This is a genomic window from Demequina pilifera (assembly GCF_048814985.1).
Taxonomy (GTDB): Bacteria; Actinomycetota; Actinomycetes; order Actinomycetales; family Demequinaceae; genus Demequina.
On the sequence record NZ_JBMDTW010000002.1, the window covers coordinates 106216 to 128325 of the forward strand.

The following is a 22110-nucleotide window of genomic DNA, read 5'->3' on the forward strand; positions in this document are numbered from 1 at the left end:
TGTCAGGTGCGCGACTACTGGCGCGCGAGGCCCAGCTCGCCCGTGGCAGGGCCGGACTCGATCGCATCGCCGGGGCGGCCGAGCGCCGATGCGCGATCCGCGACGGCACGCGACGCCTTGGCTCCGGTGTCGGTCGCCCAGGTGGCCACGCGGACGCCAGGCGCGGGGCGATCCGGGGTCGAATCCACGTTCTCGACGAGCTCCCAGTCGCCGCTCTCGTACGGCCTGTCCACGAGGAAGGTCTGCAGGTCCCGCCGCGAGCGCACGGCCACCACGAACCGTGCGATGCGACGGCCGCGACCCTCCGCCACCAGGGCAGCCAGCATCAGGCCGGCGGCGAGCAGGATGGCGAACGACAGCGGGCCGATCATGGACGAGAGCATCGAGTCTCCTTCTGGGATATTCCGGACAGATTGTGGCTCGCCGTCGAACTCAGATTCAACTCAGAAGCACTCAGATGGGCGCGCCCGGCCGCATCGACTGCGGCACGTGATGGAGCGGCTACCCTCCCAGCATGGACAACGCGCGGCGGGGCCGAACAGTTGCTCTCTGGGCGACGGGAGCCGTGGTCGCGGCAGGCGCACTGGTGGCGGCGCTGCTGACGTTCGGGGACTCATCCGAGCCGGACGAACCCCTTGCGAGCCCGTCCGAGGCGAGCGACGGCTGCAATGGCGTCGAGGGCCAGTCTATCGACCTGGACGGGCAGGTGGTGGACCCCTCACCGCACACCTGCTTCGTGCTGGACGAGCCCGCCTCCATCACCATCGGGGCGGCCGCTCTCGAGCCGAGCGACACGATCGAGCTCACGCTGTACGACGCGGACGGCGCGCAGCTCGCGACCGCGGCCAGCGAGCCGGACTGGGATCCCGAGATCGCGCTCGAGCTCGAGCCCGGCACGTTCGCGATCGAGGTTGCGGGGCCGGCGGCGGGCGAGGCGCCGCCGTTCCTGCTGTACACCGCGACGTTCGCGCCCCAGGGAGGCGATACGGCCGATGCGGGGGACGGGTGGACGGCGTCCGTTCCGCCCGCGCAGGCGTGCGGGACGGAGGTGCCGGTGGTCGCCGACGACGAGCCGGTGACGATCGCCCCGGAGGGCGAGGCGACGGATGCGACGCTCGACCCGAGCGCCACCGGCGACGTTCACTACGCGTGCGTCGAGGTCGCGGAGACGGTGTTCGCGAAGGTGGGCCTCGCATCGGCGGACCCGGCGGACGTGGACTCCCCCGACCTCACGATGGCCATCTACCGGGCGGCGGACGCAGGCGGCGCGGCGACGCTGCTGCGCACGGCGGACGACGCCATCGGCTTCGACCCGGAGACCAGCCTCGAACTCGAGCCCGGGACCTACATGGTCGCCGCCAGCGCGTGGCTCGGCGGCGCCACGGGTCCGCTGGAGTTCTACTACGACGACGACGGCGACCTGGCGCGCCGGGGCGAGGCGACCAGCATGCACGCCGACGTCACACCGGGGCTGTGCGATCAGGCGCCCACGCTCTCCCCCGGGGACACCCTCACCGTCGAGGGAGAGGGCACCTACGTGTGCCTCGACAACGATCGGGCGCAGCGGCTCACGATCCAAGCGGCGACGCTCACCGACCAGGACCTCGTGCTCGAGATCCTCGGCTACGACGAGCAGCCGTACCGGCTCGCGTGGGCAGACGGCAACCCGTATTCGGACGTGCTCGCGGACTTCGACCCGCTCCTGGACCAGACCATTCCGGAGGGCCGGTGGATCGTCGCGGTGACCACGTACTTCACCGGGTCTGCCGCGGACTACGACCTGCGCGTCGTCGCCGGAGGCGGTCAGTAGCCGGGTGGCGCAGGGGCACGCCGGGCCTGCGCCCTACGCGGCGCCCTCGTCGGAGAGCCGCTGGCTGATCACGGTCGTCACGCCGTCGCCGCGCATGGTGACGCCGTAGAGCGCATCGGCGATCTCCATGGTGCGCTTCTGGTGGGTCACCACGATGAGCTGCGAGTCCTCCTTCAGCTCGGTGAAGATCTCCAGCAGCCGGCCCAGGTTCGCGTCGTCGAGAGCGGCCTCGACCTCGTCCATCACGTAGAACGGGCTCGGCCTCGCCTTGAAGATCGCGACCAGCAGCGCGACCGCGGTGAGCGAGCGCTCGCCGCCGGACAGCAGCGACAGCCGCTTGACCTTCTTGCCGGCGGGCCGGGCCTCGACCTCGATGCCGGTCTCGAGCATGTTCTTGGGGTCCGTGAGCACGAGTTTGCCCTCGCCGCCCGGGAACAGCCGGGGGAAGATCAGCTCGAACTGCTTCCGCGTGTCCTCGAACGCGTCGACGAAGATGCGCTCCACCCGCTCGTCGATCTCCCGCACGATCTCCATCAGGTCCGCCCGTGACTTCTTGATGTCGCTCAGCTGATCCTGCAGGAACTTGTGGCGCTCCTCGAGCGCGGAGAACTCCTCGAGGGCGAGCGGGTTGACCTGACCGAGCTGCTTCATCGCGCGCTCCGCGGTGCGCAGGCGCTTCTCCTGCTTTTCACGCACGAACGGCTCGGTGGGCTGCTCGCCGTCCTCGTCGGGCTCCGCATCCGTCACGGGGACGGGCAGGTGCGGACCGAACTCCTCGACCAGCTTGGAGGGATCCACCCCGAGCTCGTCGACCGCGCGCTGCTCAAGCTGTTCGAGGCGCACCTTCACCTGCGCGCGGGCCACCTCGTCGCGGTGGGACTCGTCGGTGAGCCGGCGCAGCTCGTCCGCGAGGCCCTCGACCTCGCGCCGCACGTCGGTGAGGTCGGCCGTGCGCTCGGCGCGGGCCGCCTCCGCCGCCGCGCGGGCGTCGTCCGCCTGGGCGACGGAGACGTCGATCGCCGCGAGCGCATCGGCCGCTCCCGCCATGACCTCGCGGGCCGCCTGCGCCTGACGCTCTCGCCTGCGCGCGGCCTCCTCGGCGCGGGCGCGGGCGTCCCGCTCCGCGTTGGCGGCGCGCTCGAGGCTCTCGGCGCGCGCCGCCAGGGCGCGGGAGCGCTCCTCCGCGGTGCGCAGCGCGAGCCGCGCCTCTGTCTCCTTGGCGCGCGCCGCCACGGCCGCCTGGGCGTCCTCGTCGCGCTGCACCTGGGCGCCGGCGGTGTCGGACTCCGTCTGCTCGGGCTCCGCCTGGGCGGCCGCCAGCCGCTCCGTCATGCTCGCAAGTTCCCGGGACTGCTCCGCCATGCGCTCCTGCGCGGCCTCGATCTGGGTCTCCAGCCTCTCGCCGTCCGCGCGCGCCGCCCTCGCGGAGGCGTTCAGGTGGCCCAGCTGCTCCGCGACCGCGGCCATGCGCGCGTCGGAGTCGTTGAGGCGTTCGAGGGTGATCTCGTGCCGCGTGCGCGCCTCGGACTCCCGCTCCTCCGCCCCGCGGATCTCGAACGTCGTGGACTCCACCACGGTCACCGCGGCGTCGCGGCCCTGCTTGGCCTCGTCGAGCGCGGCCTGCATGTGAAGCACGCTGGGGGCGTCTCCCGCGCCGCCCGATGCGCTCTTGGCACCCAGCACGTCGCCGCGCCGCGTCACCGCCACGACCTCGCGATGCTTGGTCACGACGGCACGGGCCGCGGTCAGGTCGTCGACGACGGCGACGCCGGACAGGTGCGCGCGCACCGTGTCCACGATTCCCGCAGGCCCGGACACCAGGTCAGATGCCCACACCGCACCGTCCGCCAGCGCGACGTCGGGGTTCGCCACCGCGGCGCCCGGATCGGCGACCAGGAACCTGGCGCGCCCCGCGTCCTCGTCGCGCAGCCACCGGATCGCGTCCACGGCGTCCTCGACCGAGTCGACGGCCAGCGCATCGGCGAGCGCACCCAGGGCGGCGGCGATCGCGTCCTCGGCGTCGGCGCCCACCTCGATGAGGGCCGCGACCGTGCCGCGCACGGACCTCGACCCCGATGCCAGCAGCGCACCGGCGCCGTCCTTGCGCGCGAGCGACAGGTCGAGGGCCTCGACCTTCGCGGCCCACGTGTCGCGCTCGCGCATCGCGGTGTTGAGGCGGTCCTTGAGCTCGGTGAGCGCCGCCTTGGCCTCGTCCCACTCCTCGGTCGCGGCCTCGTGAGCGTCGTCGAGGTCCTCCTCGCCCTGCTCGACCGAGGCGACCTGGGTCTCGAGGTGCTGGAACTCCGTGGTCGCCTCGTGTGCACGGCGTTGCGCGTCGGCGAGCGACTCGCGCAGGCGGCCGATCTCCGCCTCCGCCGATTCGACTCGCGACCGGCGCGCGGAGACGTCCCCGGCCAGGCGGGCGACGCCCTCGCGGCGGTCTGCCACCGAGCGCAGCAGGTTCGCCAGGTGCCGCTCGGAGTCCTCCGCCACCTGCTCGGCGTCACGCCGGTCCTGCTCGGCCTGCTCGAGTGCGGTCGCGGCTTCTCCCACCTCTGACTGCAGCTCCGCCGTCGCGGCGCGGGCGCGCTCGAGCTGCTCGTCGAGGTCGACCAGGTCCGTCGGCGGGGCGTCCTGAGTGGAGTTGCCGAGCATCCGCAGCCGCTCCTCGGCCAGCGAGGACAGGTTGCGCAGCCGCTCGCGGATGGCGCTGAGCCGGTAGTAGACGTCGTTCGCCTTGGTGAGGGCGGGCGTCGCCTCGGCCGATGCGCGCTCCAGGTCGGCGAGCCGGTCACGGGCGCCGCCGAGGGCCTTTTCGACCTCCGCCCGCCGCTCGAGCAGCGCGGTCTCGTCCGCCTTCTCCTGCGAGAAGCGCGACTCGAGCTGCGCGATGTCGTCGGCGAGCAGGCGGGCGCGCGCATCGCGGACATCCACCTGGATGCGCTGCGCCTGCCGCGCGACCTCGGCCTGGCGGCCCAGCGGCCCCAGCTGGCGCCGCAGCTCGGCGGTGAGGTCGTTGACGCGAGTGAGGTTCGCCTGCATCGCGTCGAGCTTGCGCAGCGCCTTGTCCTTGCGCTTGCGGTGCTTGAGGATGCCCGCCGCCTCCTCGATGAAGTGGCGGCGGTCCTCGGGGGTCGCGCGCAAGACGGCGTCCAGCTGGCCCTGGCCCACGATGACGTGCATCTCGCGGCCCAGCCCGGAGTCGCTCAGCAGGTCCTGGATGTCGAGCAGCCGGCACGGCGAGCCGTTGATCTGGTACTCCGACCCCCCGGTGCGGAACAGCGTGCGGGTGATCGTCACCTCGGTGTACTCGATCGGCAGCGCGCCGTCGGAGTTGTCGATGGTGAGGGAGACCTCGGCGCGGCCCAGCGGGGCGCGGCCCGCGGTGCCGGCGAAGATGACGTCGTCCATCTTGCCGCCGCGCAGCGTCTTCGCGCCCTGCTCGCCCATGACCCAGGCGAGCGCGTCCACCACATTGGACTTGCCCGAGCCGTTGGGGCCCACGACGCACGTGACGCCGGTCTCGAAATCGAGAGTGGTCGCGGACGCGAACGACTTGAAGCCGCGGAGCGTCAGCGTCTTGAGGTGCACGTGGGCGAGTCTAGAGGCTCCCCGCACCCAGGCGACCGAGGCGGGCGGGCCGCGCCCGCATCGGCCGTGGTGCTAGAGGGAGGGGAACCAGATGGCGATCTCGCGTGCGGAGGACTCCTCGGAGTCCGAGCCGTGAACGAGGTTCTGCAGCACCTTGGTGGGCCACTGGCGGCCCAGGTCGCCGCGAATGGTGCCGGGGGCGGCGCCGGTGGGGTCCGTGGCACCCGCGAGAGAGCGGAAGCCCTCGATCACGCGCTCGCCCTCGGCGACGATCGCGAGCGTGGGCCCGGACAGCATGAACTCGACCAGCGGCTCGTAGAACGGCTTGCCGACGTGCTCTTCGTAGTGCTCGGCGAGCAGCTCCGGAGTCGCGGTGCGCAGCTCGATCGCCACGGGCACGTAGCCCTTGGCCTCGACGCGGCGCAGGATCTCCCCCGACAGGCCGCGCTTGACGCCGTCGGGCTTGACGAGGATCAGGGTGCGTTCAGTCATGCGGGCCAGCCTAATGGCACGTGCGATCTTCGCGGGCCCCGCGCAATGGCACGATGTGTGCGTGATCACGCTCTCCGACTTCGACACCCATCCCGACTTCCCCGTGGCGGGAATCCTCTTCTACGACATCAGCCCGATCCTCGCGGACCCGGCGCTGTTCCGGGACGCCTGCGAGGCGCTGACGCCCGAGCCGGACTCCGTCGACCTGGTGGTGGGCGTGGACGCCCGGGGCTTCATCTTCGCGCCCGTCGTCGCGCAGACGCTCGGCGTGGGCATGGCGATGGTGCGCAAGAAGGGCAAGATGCCCGGCGACCTGCTCGAGTCGGACGCGACCATCGAGTACGGCGCATCCGAACTGGTGCTCAGCCCGAACGGCATCGACGGCAAGCGGGTGCTGGTGGTCGACGACGTGCTCGCGACCGGCGGGACGGCGCGCGCGGTGGGCGACATGCTGACTCGGGCGGGGGCCGCGAGCGTCCGCTACGCGTTCCTGCTGGAGTTGGCCGGCCTGCCTGGCCGCGAGGCGCTCGCCGGGACCGAGGTGATCTCTGTGGTCGAGGTTCCCGAGTAGGTCGCCTCGTGCGTCACGTCGCCTGCTGCGTCACTTCAGGACGTCGTACCGCAGCCACGCCATGCCGTTCGCGAACCGGCGCTGGCCCCGCAGCGCGAGCCGCTGACGCACGCCGTCGGGGAACATCCGCTGACCGCCTCCCACGACAATGGGCGCGAAGAACACCTGGACCTCGTCGATGAGGCCCAGTCGGAACGCCTCGGCCGCGAGGGTCGCCCCGGAGACCGCGATGTCGCCGTCGATGGACTGTTTGAGGGGCTCGACCGTGGCGAGGTCGAACTCGCGCTCGATCCGGGTGCGTCGCGTCGGGACCACGTCCAAGGTGCGCGAGAACACCACCTTGTCCGCCTGCTGCCAGATGTCCGCGAACTCCGCGTTCTTGGGCGAATGGGCGGCGAGGTCCGGGTCGGTCTCCCAGACCGTCATCATCTCGTAGATGCGTCGTCCGTACAGATACGTGGAGACGTCACGCTCGACCTCATTGATGAATCCCAGCACCTGATCGTCCGGCACCGCCCAGTCGAAGGCGCCCGCCGCATCGGCGATGTATCCGTCGAGCGACGCGAGATACGAGTAGACCAGCCTGCCCATCTTCGGAGACTACGACCGGACGCGGCTTCCTGCCAGCGCTCGCGCTACCGCTCCTCGCGGGGCTGCGGGTTGCGGGGCTGCGCGTTGCGGGGCTGCTTATACCCAGGGGACCAGCGAACACCGAGCAGCACCAGCGCAATGATGACGAGCGCCGCCATCATCACCTGGAATGCGATGAAGCCCATGTTCGGGTCGACCGGGACGGCGTCGAGGCTGCGAATGTAGCCGGCGTGCGTCGCCACCGACGTGATCAGCGCTCCGCCCGGCAGCACGATCAGCACCAGCAGGAACCACACCGGCAGCTGCGGGGCGTCGGGGTGCGCGCGCAGGTACGCGGACCACTGACTCACGGCCCAGAACGTACACAGGTTGACGATCGCCAGACCGATGAACATGGTCACGTACACGCGCATGGGAATCTGAGCCTCCGCGCCGTCGTGGAGCGCCGCGAAGTTGACCAGCGACGTGCGCTCCAGCGCCCACACCAGCATGGTGAGGCCCACGATCCCCATCACCAGCGCCGTCAGGACTCGGCGGAGCAGGGACGATGCGGACCTCACGCGGATGCCTGCCCGTTGGAGGTCGGCCCGTCGGCCGGTGCGGGGCTGGATGATGCGCCGTCGCTGGCGTCCGGTGCGCCGTCGCGGTCGGTCGCGGCGGCGGCCGCCTCGTCCCGCTCCTTGCGCTCCCGGTCGATCCGCGAGCCCAGGCGCAGCGCCATGACCCAGATCACCAGGAAGACGAGCCCGAGGGCCGCGATCGCAGGCACCAGCACTCCGGCGACGAGCATCGGCGCCTGCAGCACCCAGCCGAGGATGCGGCCCCAGCGCTTCTTCTGCTTGCCTGCGGCGTAGAAGAGCAACACCATCAGCGCGATGCCGACGCCCGCGACCCACCCCGCCGGGACGTCAAGCAGGCCGTTGTGCGCGAAGCTCCACGCGACCAGCGTCGCGAACAGCGCCACGAACGCCTGCAGCGCGAGCACCGACTGGGTGAACACCAACGTCGCGGGCCGCTGCGGGCGCGGCTGCGCCGCATCGGGCTGTGCCGGGGCCGTGTCTGACGCGGAAGCGGGCGTGCGCTCCTGAGCGTCGTCCTGCGTGGCGTCGTCCTGCGCGGCGTCGTCCTGCGCGCGCTCGCGTGCCGCGTCGCGCGGCGTCTCCTCGGGGGTCATCGGGCCTGGCCCGCCCCCTTGCGACGGTCGGCGCCCATGAGCACGCGCGCCTCCGAGACCACGGTGACGGACCCGGTCACGAGCACCCCGGCGCCCATGTCGTGCACGCGTTCGGCCGTCTGGACTGCGCGGTCGATGGCGTCGGGAAGATCGTGCGCGACCTGCACGCGGTCGTCGCCGAAGATGCCGCGGGCCACCTCGGCGAGTTCGTCGGCGGGGATCGCTCGGGGCGAGCTCGAGGCCGTGATCACCACGTGATCCAGCAGCTGCTCGAGGCCGCCGAGGATGCCCTCCGCGTCCTTGTCGTCGAGCACACCCACCACGCCCACGATCGACTCGAAGGCGAACGACTCCTCGACGGCGCTCACCAGAGCGTCGATGCCCGCGGGGTTGTGCGCCACGTCGACCAGCACCATCGGAGAGGTGCGCACCGCCTCGAGGCGCCCGGGCGACGCGACCGCGCCGAACCCCGCCTCGACGGTCTCGCCGTTCAGGGACACGGGATCGCCGCCGTCGGCCAGCAGGGCCTCGGTGGCCGCGAGCGCGAGCAGTGCGTTGTGCGCCTGGTGCTCGCCGTACAGCGGCACGAACAGGTCGGCGTAGGTCGCTGCGGGGGTGCGCAGCGTGACGAGCTGACCGCCCACGCCGGGCTGGCGCTCCACGACCTCGATCGCGTCGCCCTCCCATAGCCCGGTCGCGCCGCGCTCGGCGATGGCCTGAAGCAGGACTGGTGTGACCGCATCGGTCTGCTCGGCGATGACCGCGGTGGCGCCGTCCTTGATGATGCCGGCCTTCTCCCCCGCGATGCCGGCGAGATCCTCGCCGAGCCACTGGGCGTGATCCATGCTCACCGGTGCGACCACGGCGACCTGGCCGTCCGCGACGTTGGTGGCGTCCCACACCCCGCCCATGCCGACCTCGATGACCGCCACGTCGACGGGAGTGTCGGCGAACGCCGCGTACGCGAGCACCACGAGCACCTCGAAGAAGCTGAGCCGCGGTCCCCCGCGCTCGATCGAGCGCGCGTCGACCAGGTGGATGATGGGCGCGACGTCCTGCCACAGGCGGATGAATTCGTCCTGGGTGATGGGCTCGCCGTCGACCTGGATTCGCTCGCGGACCGTGCTGAGGTGCGGCGACGTGAACAGCCCGGTGCGAAGCCCGTGCTCGCGCACCAGCGACTCGACCATGCGAGCGGTGCTGGTCTTGCCGTTCGTGCCGGTGATGTGCACCACCTTGAAGGCGGACTGCGGGTTGCCGAGCAGGTCGCACGCCTCACGCACGCGCTCGAGCGTCGGCTCGAAGTCGTGCTCGGGGTTGCGGGTGAGAATGTGGCTGTAGATCTCGCGCTCTGCCTCATCCGGGGTGAGGCCGCCGAGCGTGAGGTCGCTGGGGTCTGACATGCGGCAAGTGTCCCATGTCGGCCGCTCGCTGTCCGTCCGTCACGCGGACCATCCTGATCAGGGATCCCCCCGTCTCCCCCTCCGATACCCAGCACGGCCAATCTGGCGCGCTCACGACGTTCCTGATACCCAGCACGGCCAACGTTGCGCAAGAGTCTGCGACCGTCCCCAACGTGACGTGGACCCCAGTCACTCACGCTCCGCCGCACCCACATACGAAGCATCCGTAGCGCGCGCGTATTCATGGTGCGCATGTACAGCCCTGAAGCCCGAGCCCTCGCCGAGTCCATGCATCGATCACCGCTCGCCGCCAGCCGAGCGGCGTTGGTCGACCACTGGTCCGAGCCGGCCCTGCGCGCAGCAGTACGCTCCGGCGACGTGAGGCGGGTTCTTCCCGAGGTCTTCGCGGGTGCGGAGCATGCGGAGTCTCTGGTTACTCGCATCCACGCCGCCGAGGTCTGGAGCGCCGGGCGCGGTGTCATCGTCGGTGCCGCTTCGGCCTATGTCTGGGGCCTTCTCGTTGAACCACCGACGACTGTGCGCCTCACCGCGCCACGGGGTACCAATGCGCCCGACTGCGAATGGCTCACGCTCGTGCGGACCGGCGTGCCGATCCCCGCATCGCAGCGCCATCTCGCACATGGGGCGAACGCGCACATCGCCGATGCTCCCTTCGCCGCGGTCACGACGTACAGCGAGTGGGGTCCAGACCGAGGCGCGGACTGCGTATACGCGGCCGCGCGCCACCAGGTGGCGTCGCTTCCCGACCTCGTCGCCGCGATGGACGCGATGCCACGGCTGAAGGGCCGCAGATATCTGAAACTTCTACTTCAATCGATTGCAGCCGGGTCGGAGAGCCACCTCGAGACGATTGGGCTACGCGAGGTGTTCAATACCGCTGAGTTCGCGCAGTTTGTACGCCAGCACCGGGTGAAACTCGAGGGTCGTGCGTTTCGGCTAGACATGTTCGACCCCGTCACCCGGACCGCCATCGAACTCGATGGCGGCACCCACTCCGATCCCCGACGCCGCGAACGGGACATCGCGCGAGACGCCCTCCTCAGCACTCACGGCATCCTCACTCTGCGCTTCTCATACGGACAGATGACGCGATCGCCCGAGCGATGCCGACAGGTCGTCCGACGCGCGATCGCACGCCGGTTGGACCTACTGGGTATCCAGAGTCCCCAACGAGCGTGAGATTGGACGTACTGGGTATCTGGGGCTAGAGGCGAGCCACCGCCACGTCCAGCTCGGTGCCCGCGATGACCTCGATCCGGTCCTTGCCCGACGCCGGGTCCTGCGCCAGGGTCTCGCGTGCGATCAGGGCCCTCCAGGCCTTGACAGCACCCAGCCGGTCCGTCGGCACGCGCAGCGTCAACTGGATCCGGTCAGAGACATTCAGTCCCTCGGCCTTGCGCCGGTCCTGCACGGCACGCACCACGTCGCGCGCGTAGCCCTCGGCCTCGAGATCGGGCGTGAGCGTCGTCTCGAGCAGCACGAAACCGCCGGTCGGCAGCACCGCGGCGGCCTCATCCGAGTCCGGGTCCGCGTCGGAGCCTGAGCCCCCACCGATCACCGTCGCGAGCTCGTACTCACCCTCGACCAGCGCGACGCCCCCGGACACGACCTCGCCGGACGAGGACAGCGACCAGTCGCCCGTCTTCGAGCCCTTGATCGCAGCCTGGACCTCCTTGCCGATGCGCGGGCCGGCCGCTCGGGCATTGACCGTCAGCGTCTGCTCGACCGGGTGCGCGGCGGTGAACGCCTCCACCCCCTGGACGTGCACGGCCTTGACGTTGAGCTCCGCGGCCACCAGATCCGCGTACGGCTCAAATGCCTCCACATCCGAGACCGCGACGTGCAGCGCGGCGAGCGGCTGGCGGACGCGGATCTGCTCCTTCTTGCGCAGCGCGTGCGCAGTCGAGACGACCTCGCGCACCTGATCCATCACGTCGCCGAGCGACGCGTCACGCCAAGCATCCGGCGCCGTCGGGTAGTCGGCGAGGTGCACCGATCGACCGCCGGTGAGCCCGCGCCAGATCTCCTCGGTGAGCAGCGGCAGCAGCGGCGCCGCCGCCTCCGTGATGGTCACCAGCACCGTGTAGAGAGTGTCGAACGCCTGGGCGTCCTCGTCCCAGAACCGGTCGCGCTGGGTACGCACGTACCAGTTGGTGAGCAGGTCCATCGAGGCAGTGAGGGACGCCGATGCGCCCGGCACGTCGTACGCGTCCAGTTGCGCGGTCATGGTGTCGACGAGCTCGGCGGTCTTCGCGAGCACGTAGCGGTCCATCACCGGCAGCGACGCGACGTCACCGTCGGCCACGAGCGACGCGCGGTGGCCCGAGCCGCCGTTCGCCGCGCCCGCGTACAGGGTGAAGAAGTAGTACGAGCTCCACAGCGGCAGCATCACCTCGCGCACGCCCTCGCGGATGCCCTCCTCGGTCACCACCAGGTTGCCGCCACGCAGGATCGGCGACGCCATCAGGAACCACCGCATCGCGTCGGAGCCGTCGCGGTGGAACACGTCGTTGACGTCTGGGTAGTTGCGCAGGCTCTTGCTCATCTTGCGCCCGTCGGAACCCAGCACGATGCCGTGCGAGATGCACGTGGTGAACGCGGGCCGGTCGAACAGCGCGGTCGCGAGCACGTGCATCACGTAGAACCAGCCGCGCGTCTGGCCGATGTACTCGACGATGAAGTCCGCGGGGTGGTGTCCGTCGAACCACTCGCGGTTGTCGAACGGGTAGTGGACCTGCGCGAAGGGCATCGACCCCGAGTCGAACCACACGTCGAACACGTCGGGGATGCGCCGCATCGTGGACTTGCCCGAGGGGTCGTCTGGGTTGGGGCGCGTGAGGTCGTCGATGAACGGCCGGTGCAGGTCGGGCTCGCCGTCCTCGTTCACCGGCAGTCGGCCGAAGTCGCGCTCGATCTCCTCGAGTGAGCCGTACACATCGGTGCGCGGGTACGCGGGGTCGTCGCTCACCCACACGGGGATGGGCGTGCCGAAGTAGCGGTTGCGGGAGATCGACCAGTCGCGGGCGCCCTCGAGCCACTTGCCGAACTGTCCCTCCTTGATGTGGTCCGGGACCCAGCGGATGTCCTCGTTGAGCTCGACCATGCGGTCGCGGAACTCGCTCACGCGCACGAACCACGAGGAGATCGCCCGGTAGATCAGCGGGTTGCGGCACCGCCAGCAGTGCGGATACGAGTGGTCGTACGTCTCGTGGCGCAGGACGATCCCGGCATCCTTGAGGTCGCGGATGATCGGCGCGTTGGCGTCGAACACCTGCTGTCCGACATAGTCAGGAACCTCACTTGTGAAGCGCCCCTTCGAGTCGACCGGGATGACGGTCTCGATGCCGACCTCGCCGCACACCGCGGCATCGTCCTCACCGAAGGCCGGGGCGAGGTGCACCAGCCCGGTGCCGTCCTCAACCGTCACGAAGTCCGCGACCAGGATCTGGTGCGCGTGGTCGCGGCCCGCGAAGTAGTCGAACGGAGGCTGGTAGGTCAGGCCTGCCAACTCCGCGCCGGTCACGGTCGCGACGACGGTCGCATCCTCGCCCAGCTCGCGCGCATACGCGCCCACGCGGGCCGATGCGAGGATCACCTTCCGCCCCGCGAAGTCACCCTCGACCGGCGACACCACCGAGTACTCGACCTCGGGCCCCACCGCGACCGCCAGGTTGGACGGCAGCGTCCACGGGGTCGTGGTCCAGATGACGGCCGATGCGCCCGTGAGGGACGCCTTCACGTCGTCACCGAGGGCGGTGGCCGCGACGGCAGCCGGGTCCAGCGGCAGCAGCACCGTCAGCGCGGGGTCCTGGCGCATCTGATAGACGTCGTCGTCCATGCGCAGCTCGTGGTTGCTCAGCGGCGTCTCGTCGCGCCAGCAGTACGGCAGCACGCGGTAGCCCTCGTACGCGAGGCCCTTGTCGTGCAGCGACTTGAAGGCCCACAGCACGGACTCCATGTAGGTGACGTCGAGCGTCTTGTAGTCGTTCTCGAAGTCCACCCAGCGCGCCTGGCGCGTGACGTACTCCTGCCACTCATCGGTGTACTTGAGCACCGATTCGCGGCACACCTTGTTGAAGGCCGCGATGCCCATCTCGTCGATCTGGGCCTTGTCGGTGATCCCCAGCACGCGCTCGGCCTCGAGCTCGGCCGGGAGCCCGTGCGTGTCCCAGCCGAACCGGCGGTCCACCTTCTTGCCACGCATGGTCTCGAAGCGCGGCACCACGTCCTTCGCATAGCCGGTCAGCAGGTGCCCGTAGTGCGGCAGGCCGTTGGCGAACGGCGGTCCGTCGTAGAACACGAACTCCTCGGCGTCTGACCGGTTGTCGATCGACGCCTGGAACGTGCCGTCGGCCTTCCAGTACGCGAGCACGTCCTCTTCGATGGAGGGAAAGCTCGGGGAGGCGGGCACCTCGGAGGCGGGCCTGTGCTGGGGGTACATGCGGTTCCTTCGGTGGTCCTGGACTGACGACTGCTGTCACGAGGACGCTCCCAGGCCGGCGACCGCATCGGCCGCTTGCCCGCTCGCGCGGTACCACCTCGCTTGCCCCGCTCCCCCGCTGGCGCGGGCGGCGCGTGACCGCTCATGTCCCCGAGGGGACTCGCTGTGACGGGCTGCCCGTGCGGTTCTACTGGGGCGCTTGGGCCCGTTCCTCCGCAAGCTCACCGGTGATGGCCGGGTCGTCGCTGGTGCGACCAGTATAGGCGTCACGGCCAGGCACACGGCCGATGCGCGGGCCGGCCAGTCCGCCACGCACCCCAGCAGGCGCTCAGTGCCCATTTTCGCCAATTTCGAGCACTGAGGACCTCCCAGGACGCTGCGGTGGCGGGAGAGGCGGGCGCGGGCCGTGCCGGCGAGTACGAGCCGGGCTGCGAGGACGTGTCGCGGCACGTCCCGCAGCCACAGAAGATCGCCCGTCCGATTGCGGGGAGGCGGCGATGAGCGGAGTCACCGTCACCCAGGACCTGCGCGTCGCGGTCATCGGCTTCCTCGCGGTGACGGCAGGAGCCTTCGTCGCCCGGTTCTCCCACCGATGGTGGTGCTCACGACCGGTGCAGCTCGCCGATCTCGGCGAACCGGTGGGTGCAGAAGAGGCTCCGGAGCGCGCCTGAAATCGCGGCGCCGGCTCGCCCCACAGAGCGCGACGAGCCGCCGAATCGTGGGAACATGATGGGGTCCGCGGCCGTTGCCTCATCGAGGGGTCGTCGGACCGCGAGATCTCCGCTGGTCGTCTCGCAAAAATCGCCTCATACCAGCCACAACTTTTCGTCGTCGACCCCAGAAAGCCGCGCACGTTGTCCGATCCCACCAGCACGCTCGAGCTCCCCCTGAGCGACGACGACACCACAGAGCCCCTCGCCACCACCCAGGAGCTGCCCGTCGGGTCCCTGCCGGGGTTCGACCCGGCCGATTACGAGTATGAGCCGGCCACGCTGTCGATCCCCATCGCGGGCGGCACCACCGCCTCGATGGTCCTCGACGAGCCGGACCCTGGGTACCGGTCCGAGGAGGCGCTTGCTCTCACCCCCCGCCGCGCTCGACTGGGGCTGATCACGCTCGCGGTCGGGGCGTTCGCCGTCGGCGCCAACGAGGCCTCGGTGGTCGCGATGAGCACCACCATCGCCGCCGGACTGGACGTCGCTGTCTCCTCGATCGGGCTGCTCGCCACGGCGTTCGCCCTCACGGTGGTGGTGGCCACGCTGCCGCTCACCATCGTGACCAGGCGTGTGAGCCGGAGGGTCGCCCTGAGTGCAACCTTCGGGGTGTGGACGGCCGGGGTGATCGTGGTCGCGACCTCGGGCGGGCTGGCGATGTTCGCGACCGGCCGCGTCATCTCGGCGACCGCGCACGCGCTGTTCTGGGCGGTGGTCGCCCCCGCCGCGGCCAGCCTGTTCGCGCCTCACCTGCGCGCGCGGACGGTGACCACCATCATGCTGGGCTCCGCCGCCGCCGGCGTGCTCGGCACCCCGCTCGTCACCGCGCTCGGCACCTCCGTCTCCTGGCGGTCGCCGTACTGGGGACTGGCGGCCGTGGGGCTGGCCCTGGCCGTCGCTCTCGCCCTGGTCCTGCCTTCCTCCCGATCCGCGTCACCCCAGCAGCACACGGTCGGAGACCTGCCCTCGAAGCCGGCATTCGCGCGCGTCCTCGGCGTGACGCTCGTGGCCACCACCGCGATGTCTCTCACCTGGACCTATGTGGTGCCCCTGCTGACCGAGGTGGGACGCATGCCGGTCTCGTCCCTCCCGCTGCTGTTCGCGCTCGGCGGCGCGGTTGCGGTGGCCGCGACGCTCGGGATCTCCGGTCATCTGTCGCGCCGGCCGGTGCACACCGTCGCTCTCGGCATCGCCGGCCTCCTCGTCGCCTTCGGGCTGCTGGCGATCGGCCAGACGTGGTCGGCCGTGGCCTTCCAGGTGGTGCAGGCCGCATCGTGGGCCGTGATCGTCGCGGCGCTCCTCAACTGGGCCATGCGGCACACGCCGTGGCGCAGCGAGATGGGCGCGGGCGCCTACACCGTGGTGTTCAACGTCGGCGCGGCGCTGGGCCCGGCGCTGGGCGGGCTCATCGTCGCGACCTGGGGCGCGCAGTGGCTGCCGTTCGTGTCGCTCGGGCTGACCCTGGTCGCCGCCGGCGTGATCGCGACGGTCGACCGCCGCACCCTGCAGCGGCTGAGCGTTCCCCGCCAGGTGCGCGCCGCACTCGCCGCGCAGGCAGCCCTGAACGAGCGGCGACGCGAGTGGTGGTGGCGCACCCAGCTCAACACCCAGAAGCCGCGCGCGTACGCCGACCTCGCCACCCGCAAGCCGCGCAAGTCCCGCACCAAGCCCGGGGCCAAGGCGGGCACGAGCCCCAAGTCCCGCAAGGCCGACGGCACCCGCAAGAATCCCGCGGCCAAGGGGGGCGAGGCGGTCAAGAAGGTCATCAAGGGCGCGGCAGGCAAGGCCGGTGCCGCCCGCCCGCCCGGCACCCGCGCCAAACCGCGCGACGGAGGAACGCCCGGCTCCTGACTCGCCTGTGCAAGCGCCGATGCGCGCGCATAGGGTGGCGCTATGCGTTCAGTTGCTGCCGTCCGCACCGCGCGCACCCGCGCGCTCGTCCTCGCCGCCGCCGCGGCGATGACGCTGGTCGCGTGCTCCTCCGATCCCGACCCGACCGCGTCGCCGACGGGCCCGGACGAGATCCCGGGCGTGACGGCGGGCAGCGCGTCGCCCGCCCCGTCGGTCGAGGCGCCGACTGTCGAGGCCGAGATCGGCGAGATGGCCGTGGTGGCGAGCGAGGACGTGGCAACCGGCCTGTCCGCCCCGTGGGCGATCGCCTTCGAGCCCGACGGTTCCATGCTGGTCACCGAACGCGACGCGGGGCGGATCGTCCGCGTGGGCGCGGGCGGCACCACGACGCCGCTCACCGGCCCGGGCGCGCGGGCCCTCGAGCAGACCGACGCCACTGGCGAAGCGGGCCTGCTGGGTCTCGCGCTGCTGCCGACCGACCCGAGCGTGCTGTACGCGTATCTGACGCGATCCGACGGCAACGCCGTGGTGCGCATGGACCTCGACGGAGACTCCCTGAGCGCGCCGGTCGACATCGTCGCGGGGATCCCCAAGGCCGCGAATCACGACGGCGGCCGCATCGCTTTCGGCCCCGACGACCACCTGTACATCGCCACCGGCGACGCCGCGCAGCCCGAGCTCGCCCAGGACAGGGACACCCTGCACGGCACGATCCTGCGCGTCGTCGCCGACGGCCCGGACGGCGCGGAGGACGGCGCCGCCGCTCCCGGCAACCCGTTCGACGACCTGGTGTGGAGTTACGGCCACCGCAACGTGCAGGGCCTCGGGTGGACTCCGGACGGGACCATGCTGGCCTCCGAGTTCGGGCAGGCGAACGCCGACGAGTTGAACGTGATCGAGCCGGGAGCCAACTACGGCTGGCCGCTGGTCGAGGGGCTCATCGGCGCCCCCGAGGGCACCGAGCTCGGCGACACCGTGGACGGACTCACGTACCCGGCTGCCGAATGGAGACCCACCGCGGCGTCCTCACCGAGCGGGATCGCGGTCACCGAGGAGGGCGCGTACGTCGCGGCGCTGCGCGGGCAGGCCGTCTTCCGCGTCCCGTTCACTGCGGACGGGATCGGAGAGCCACAGGTGCTGGTCGATGACCTCGGTCGGATCCGCGCGGTCGAGGTCGGTCCCGATGGGGCGCTCTATGTCCTCACCAACAACACCGATGGCCGGGGCGAGCCGCGCGATGGCGACGACCGCATCGTCCGTATGGAGATCGAGCCCGCAGGGTGAGGCGACGGATCAGTCGCTAATCCTCGTCGCTGGCGCCCGCGTTGGGACACACGTCAGGTGGCCCCACCTCGGGCACGGCGGCGATCTGCAAGGTGTGCAGGCGGGACTCGGGCCTGCGTGTCTTTGCCTGGTAGTCGGCGACCAGCCCGACGATGTCCTCGGTGAGCTGATCGCGTTCGTCCGGCGTCAGCCACAGCGGCGCATGCCGGACGGTGAGGGACGACTGCGACCAGTCGTCGCCCGCCTCCGCGAGATAGCGGCTGGTGGACATGACCATCACGTCGGCGAGCGCCTGCACGACTCCGAGCGCCTCCTCGGCGCTCGACGAGGCGAGATCCTCCGTGGTCAGCCGCGCCTGGTCCTCCGGCGCGATCCGGTACGTGCGCTCCATCGCTCCGCCGCGACGCTCTTCGCTCACGACCTTGATGATGTCGGCGGCGGCAAGCTGCGAGATCGCGCGGTACAGCGACGCCTGCGGGACATCGGGCATGAGCTCCTGCATGTGCCTCGTGGTGAGCTCCTGCGCCGACAGCGCGATGACGATCCTCATCCGCACGGGGTGCAGGAGCAGCCTTGCCCTCTCAGTCGCCATGTCCGTCATTGTAGGGATGCCGCGCGGTGTGGCGTCGACCCCGACTCAGCGTGGTGCGGTGCGTACGGTCTTGGACGCGCCCGCCTGCTCCCGAGGCCGGATCACGAGTTGATCGACGTTGACGTGATGAGGACGCGTGACGGTCCACGCGATGGCTTCCGCGATGTCGTGAGCGGTCAGCGGCTCGATGCCCTCATACACCGCAGCCGCGGATTCCTCGTCGCCGGCGAACCTGTTGACCGAGAACTCCTCGGTGCGGACCATGCCGGGCGCGATCTCGATCACCCGCACCCCCGTGCCGGCGAGCTCGAGTCGCAGCGTGCGGGCCATGGCGGCTTCGGCGTGCTTGCTGGCGACGTACCCAGCACCGTTCTCGTACGGCTCGTGGCCGGCGGTGGAGGTGACCACCACCACGTCGCCGCGACCAGAGTCCGTGAGCGCCGGGAGCAGCGCCTGCGTGACGCGCACCGTGCCGACGACGTTCAGCTCGTACTGCTGGCTCCAGGCGTCGAGGCTCGATGCCGCGACTGTGTCCCAGCCGATCGCGCCACCCGCGTTGTTCACCAGCACGTGCACCGGCCCCCGGATGTCGCGAGCGAGAGAGTCCACGTCCTCTTGAGAGGTGACGTCCGCCTGCACGACGTCGCAACCGGTCAGTTCCGCAAGGGCGTCCAGCCGGTCGCGCCTGCGGGCGACGGCCGTGACTTTCATGCCGTGGTCGCGCGTGAGGACGCGGACGGTCTCGTGACCGATTCCCGATGACGCTCCGGTGACGACGGCGTGCAGCTGCTCCATAAGGTCGAGGCTAGGCCATGGGACGGCGCGTGACACGGGCGGGCTCCCGGTGCGTCTGGGCGCAGGAACCGGGGCGGGCTCCCGGTGCGTGAGACCCCACCCCGGCCCTGACGACGTCCAGGCGCCATCGACCCGGCACAGCGCGGTCTCCCCCGTCGTCGCGCCGTTTCTCCCCCCCGAAGACGTGGCGCATCAGTGGCGACCTCGCAGGCATATCCGCAAGGATGCTGCCTGAGGCCCAGGGTAGCGCCGTCGCGGCCGGGCGTATAGGGGTAAGTCGGGCGTCATGGGACAACCGCGACATGGGACGACCGCGACATGGGACGACCGCGGGGAGCGTCCCCTACAGCGACGCCACGAGCTGGCCCACACCAGGGATGAACTTGCCGGTGCGCTGGGCGTACTCGGCGTATCCGTCGTACGCGGCGAGGAGGTAGCGCTCCTCGACCCGCGTCTTGTACTCGAAGAAGAGCGCCAGCAGCAGCACCGAGAGGTACGTCAGCGTCGCTCCCGAGCCGACGGCGACGCCCAGGCAGATCACCACCAGGGCCGTATACATGGGGTGGCGCGCGTAGTGGTACGGGCCGCGTGCGACGAGTCCCGCGCGGTTGGGCACGGGAGACGGAGTGAGCGACTCACCCAGGTCCTTCGCGGACCAGATGACGCCGATCGAGCCGACCACCACCAGCGCGAGGCCCGTCCACAGCGACTGCCACAGCAGGGGCGCCCATGCGGGCGTCAGCGCCGGCATCAGCGCGGTCACCGCGACGGCCGCGAACAGCAGCCCCTGCACGGCCACCAGGCCCCACCGTCCGTCCTTGAGTGCACTCATGCGCTCAACGCTACGTCACCCCCGCTCGCCCCCACGTCCTCCCCCGTCGATACCCAGCAGCGCCAACATGCGGCTCTCACAGTCTCGTGGATCGGCGCTGCTGGGTATCGGGGGTGAGAGCGGGTCGCATTAGTCTCGATACATGCGGAGCCCCGTGCAGGAGTACCTGGAGTCCATCGTCGACCAGTGCCGCAGCACCGACGGCGAGGTGGCGTCCTACATCCCCGAGCTGGCGGACGCCGACCCCGACCGGTTCGCTCTCGCCCTCGCGACCGTCGACGGCCACGTGTACACCGTGGGCGACGCCGACGCCCGCTACAGCATCCAATCCATCTCGAAGCCGTTCACCTACGCCCTGGCGCTGTCGGATCAGGGCACGGAGGCAGTGGACGCCAAGGTCGACGTGGAGCCGTCGGGGGACGCGTTTAACGAGATCAGCCTCGCCTCCGACACCGGACGACCGCGCAACGCGATGATCAACGCGGGCGCCATCACCGCGGCGTCGCTCGTGGCCGGCGACAGCGGCGAGCCTCGGTTCGAGCGCGTGCTCGAGTGGTACGGCTCGTTCGCCGGGCGCGACCTCGAGGTCGACGAGGACGTCTACTCCTCGGAGCTGGCGACGGCGCACCGGAACCGCGCCATCGCGCACATGCTCCGCGAGTTCCAGATCCTCGAGGGAGACCCCGAGGAGTCGCTCGCGCAGTACGTGCGCCAGTGCGCCATCAGCGTCGACACTCGCGACCTGGCGCTGATGGCCGCGACGCTGGCGAACGGCGGCGTGCAGCCCGTCACCGGCACCCGCGTGCTCGAGACCACCAGTGTGGAGCGCGTGCTCAGCGTGATGGCGACGTGCGGCATGTACGACTCCGCCGGCGACTGGATCTCCGCGGTCGGCATGCCGGCGAAGAGCGGCGTCAGCGGCGGGATCATCGCTGTGCTGCCGGGCCAGGTCGGACTCGCGGTGTTCTCGCCGCGGCTCGACTCGCACGGCAACAGCGCGCGCGGCGTCGAGCTGTGCGAGCGGATGTCGCGCGACATGGAGATGCACCTCATGCACGTGGGGCGCTCGTCGAACACTGCGGTGCGCAATCGGTACCCGCTCTCCCAGGTCGCGTCGCGCCGGCGCCGCCCGGATGCGGATCAGGCGGTGCTGGACGAGCACGCCGGGCGCTCCGTCGTCTATGAGCTGCACGGCGACCTGCTCTTCGCCGGGGCCGAGCACGTGGTCAGGGCGGTCGTGGAGGACGCGCCCGAGCTCGCCGTCGTCGACGTGCGCCGGGTCGACGACGTCGCCGACGTGGCCCGGGTCGCGCTGCGCGGCCTGCGCTCCATGCTTCGCGAGGCCGGCTCCGAGGCCGCCGTCGTGGACCCGCACGGCGTCCTGCACGACCCGGACGCCGGCACCGAGCACGCGAGCCCCTTCTTCGAGGACCGCGACTCCGCCGTGCGGTGGTGCGAGGACGAGCTGCTGCGCCGCCACGGCGACGGCCCCGCCGACGAGCGCGCTCACGTCGACGATCACCCGCTGCTGCGGGGCCTGTCCCCTGACGCGCGCAGGGTGATCGACGACGCGATGGAGCACCTGACCTTCACCGACGACGAGCTCGTCCTCGAGGCCGGGGCACCGTTCGCGGGCGTCCACGTCGTCGTCAGCGGCACGGCCGTCGCGACCGTCGAGGGTCCCAACGGCGACCGTACGCACGCGGTGGCGATGAACCCCGGCACCTCCTTCGGGGAGCTCGCGCTCGGCGCCGACGACGTGCAGGAGACGTCCATCCATGCCGACGGCGACCTGACGCTCCTGCGGCTCTCCGCCGAGTCGATCGACCGCATCACCGCCGATCAGCCCCAGGTCGCGGTGGAGATGTGGCGTGCGATGGCGAGGGACGGCTACCGCATGGCCGACCGCGCGCTGCGCTCCGGCGTCGAGCGCGGCTGACCCCTCCGAC

18 protein-coding genes are annotated in these 22110 nt (G+C 70.9%); 7 read left to right on the forward strand and 11 right to left on the reverse strand.

Going from position 1 to position 22110, the window contains the following annotated elements:
* Window positions 1–14: 14 nt before the first annotated feature.
* On the reverse strand, window positions 15–383 hold the full coding sequence (locus tag ACNI14_RS03305) for a hypothetical protein (RefSeq protein WP_420518539.1): 369 nt from the start codon (window positions 381–383) through the stop codon (window positions 15–17).
* Window positions 384–514: 131 nt separating this feature from the next.
* On the opposite strand from ACNI14_RS03305, the gene ACNI14_RS03310 reads away from it, so the two are divergent.
* Window positions 515–1810 carry a hypothetical protein gene (locus tag ACNI14_RS03310; RefSeq protein WP_420518540.1) on the forward strand — a complete coding sequence of 432 codons (1296 nt, stop codon included), beginning with the start codon at window positions 515–517 and terminating at the stop codon, window positions 1808–1810.
* A gap of 33 nt (window positions 1811–1843) precedes the next feature.
* Here ACNI14_RS03310 and smc read toward each other — a convergent pair whose 3' ends face one another.
* Together smc and ndk are read right to left on the reverse strand one after the other, a co-directional pair.
* On the reverse strand, window positions 1844–5401 hold the full coding sequence (smc, locus tag ACNI14_RS03315; protein WP_420518541.1) for a chromosome segregation protein SMC: 3558 nt from the start codon (window positions 5399–5401) through the stop codon (window positions 1844–1846).
* 72 nt (window positions 5402–5473) lie between these two features.
* Window positions 5474–5893, reverse strand: coding sequence for a nucleoside-diphosphate kinase (gene ndk, locus ACNI14_RS03320; RefSeq protein WP_420518542.1), 420 nt, complete (start codon window positions 5891–5893; stop codon window positions 5474–5476).
* A gap of 61 nt (window positions 5894–5954) precedes the next feature.
* On the opposite strand from ndk, the gene ACNI14_RS03325 reads away from it, so the two are divergent.
* Window positions 5955–6464 carry an adenine phosphoribosyltransferase gene (locus ACNI14_RS03325; protein WP_420518543.1) on the forward strand — a complete coding sequence of 170 codons (510 nt, stop codon included), beginning with the start codon at window positions 5955–5957 and terminating at the stop codon, window positions 6462–6464.
* Between the two features lie 30 nt (window positions 6465–6494).
* On the opposite strand, the gene ACNI14_RS03330 is transcribed toward ACNI14_RS03325, so the two are convergent.
* From ACNI14_RS03330 to ACNI14_RS03345, 4 genes are read right to left on the reverse strand one after another with little or no spacing between them, the layout of a single operon-like run.
* Complete coding sequence (locus ACNI14_RS03330) at window positions 6495–7055, reverse strand: dihydrofolate reductase family protein (protein ID WP_420518544.1); 561 nt, start codon at window positions 7053–7055, stop codon at window positions 6495–6497.
* A 44-nt stretch (window positions 7056–7099) separates the two neighbouring features.
* A complete protein-coding gene (locus ACNI14_RS03335; protein WP_420518545.1) occupies window positions 7100–7615 on the reverse strand; it encodes a hypothetical protein in 516 nt (171 codons plus the stop codon).
* Window positions 7612–8229, reverse strand: a complete 618-nt coding sequence (locus ACNI14_RS03340) for a DUF4233 domain-containing protein (RefSeq protein WP_420518546.1) — start codon at window positions 8227–8229, stop codon at window positions 7612–7614. The genes ACNI14_RS03335 and ACNI14_RS03340 overlap by 4 nt, the downstream gene beginning before the upstream one ends.
* Window positions 8226–9632: a bifunctional folylpolyglutamate synthase/dihydrofolate synthase gene (locus tag ACNI14_RS03345; RefSeq protein ID WP_420518547.1), complete on the reverse strand. Its 1407-nt coding sequence runs from the start codon at window positions 9630–9632 to the stop codon at window positions 8226–8228. The genes ACNI14_RS03340 and ACNI14_RS03345 overlap by 4 nt, the downstream gene beginning before the upstream one ends.
* A gap of 252 nt (window positions 9633–9884) precedes the next feature.
* Here ACNI14_RS03345 and ACNI14_RS03350 point away from each other — a divergent pair, with 252 nt between their 5' ends.
* The gene (locus tag ACNI14_RS03350; RefSeq protein ID WP_420518548.1) at window positions 9885–10832 is read left to right on the forward strand and encodes an endonuclease domain-containing protein; all 948 of its coding nucleotides are present in this window, start codon (window positions 9885–9887) and stop codon (window positions 10830–10832) included.
* Between the two features lie 25 nt (window positions 10833–10857).
* Here the strand turns inward: ACNI14_RS03350 and ileS are convergent, their stop codons facing one another.
* Entirely contained in the window at window positions 10858–14094 is a 3237-nt protein-coding gene (gene ileS, locus ACNI14_RS03355) for an isoleucine--tRNA ligase (protein WP_420518549.1), read from the reverse strand.
* Window positions 14095–14591: 497 nt separating this feature from the next.
* Between ileS and ACNI14_RS03360 the strand changes: the two genes are divergently transcribed.
* From ACNI14_RS03360 to ACNI14_RS03370, 3 genes are all read left to right on the forward strand, one after another.
* Entirely contained in the window at window positions 14592–14765 is a 174-nt protein-coding gene (locus ACNI14_RS03360; protein WP_420518550.1) for a hypothetical protein, read from the forward strand.
* A gap of 183 nt (window positions 14766–14948) precedes the next feature.
* On the forward strand, window positions 14949–16658 hold the full coding sequence (locus ACNI14_RS03365) for an MFS transporter (protein WP_420518551.1): 1710 nt from the start codon (window positions 14949–14951) through the stop codon (window positions 16656–16658).
* A gap of 42 nt (window positions 16659–16700) precedes the next feature.
* Window positions 16701–17942: a PQQ-dependent sugar dehydrogenase gene (locus ACNI14_RS03370; protein ID WP_420518552.1), complete on the forward strand. Its 1242-nt coding sequence runs from the start codon at window positions 16701–16703 to the stop codon at window positions 17940–17942.
* 16 nt (window positions 17943–17958) lie between these two features.
* Here the strand turns inward: ACNI14_RS03370 and ACNI14_RS03375 are convergent, their stop codons facing one another.
* From ACNI14_RS03375 to ACNI14_RS03385, 3 genes are all read right to left on the reverse strand, one after another.
* Window positions 17959–18534 (reverse strand): helix-turn-helix domain-containing protein, encoded by a 576-nt coding sequence (locus ACNI14_RS03375; RefSeq protein WP_420518553.1) that lies wholly within the window; start codon window positions 18532–18534, stop codon window positions 17959–17961.
* 45 nt (window positions 18535–18579) lie between these two features.
* Window positions 18580–19329 carry an SDR family oxidoreductase gene (locus ACNI14_RS03380; RefSeq protein ID WP_420518554.1) on the reverse strand — a complete coding sequence of 250 codons (750 nt, stop codon included), beginning with the start codon at window positions 19327–19329 and terminating at the stop codon, window positions 18580–18582.
* 343 nt (window positions 19330–19672) lie between these two features.
* Entirely contained in the window at window positions 19673–20161 is a 489-nt protein-coding gene (locus tag ACNI14_RS03385; protein WP_420518555.1) for a methyltransferase family protein, read from the reverse strand.
* A gap of 142 nt (window positions 20162–20303) precedes the next feature.
* On the opposite strand from ACNI14_RS03385, the gene glsA reads away from it, so the two are divergent.
* Window positions 20304–22100, forward strand: a complete 1797-nt coding sequence (gene glsA, locus ACNI14_RS03390) for a glutaminase A (RefSeq protein WP_420518556.1) — start codon at window positions 20304–20306, stop codon at window positions 22098–22100.
* Window positions 22101–22110: the final 10 nt, after the last annotated feature.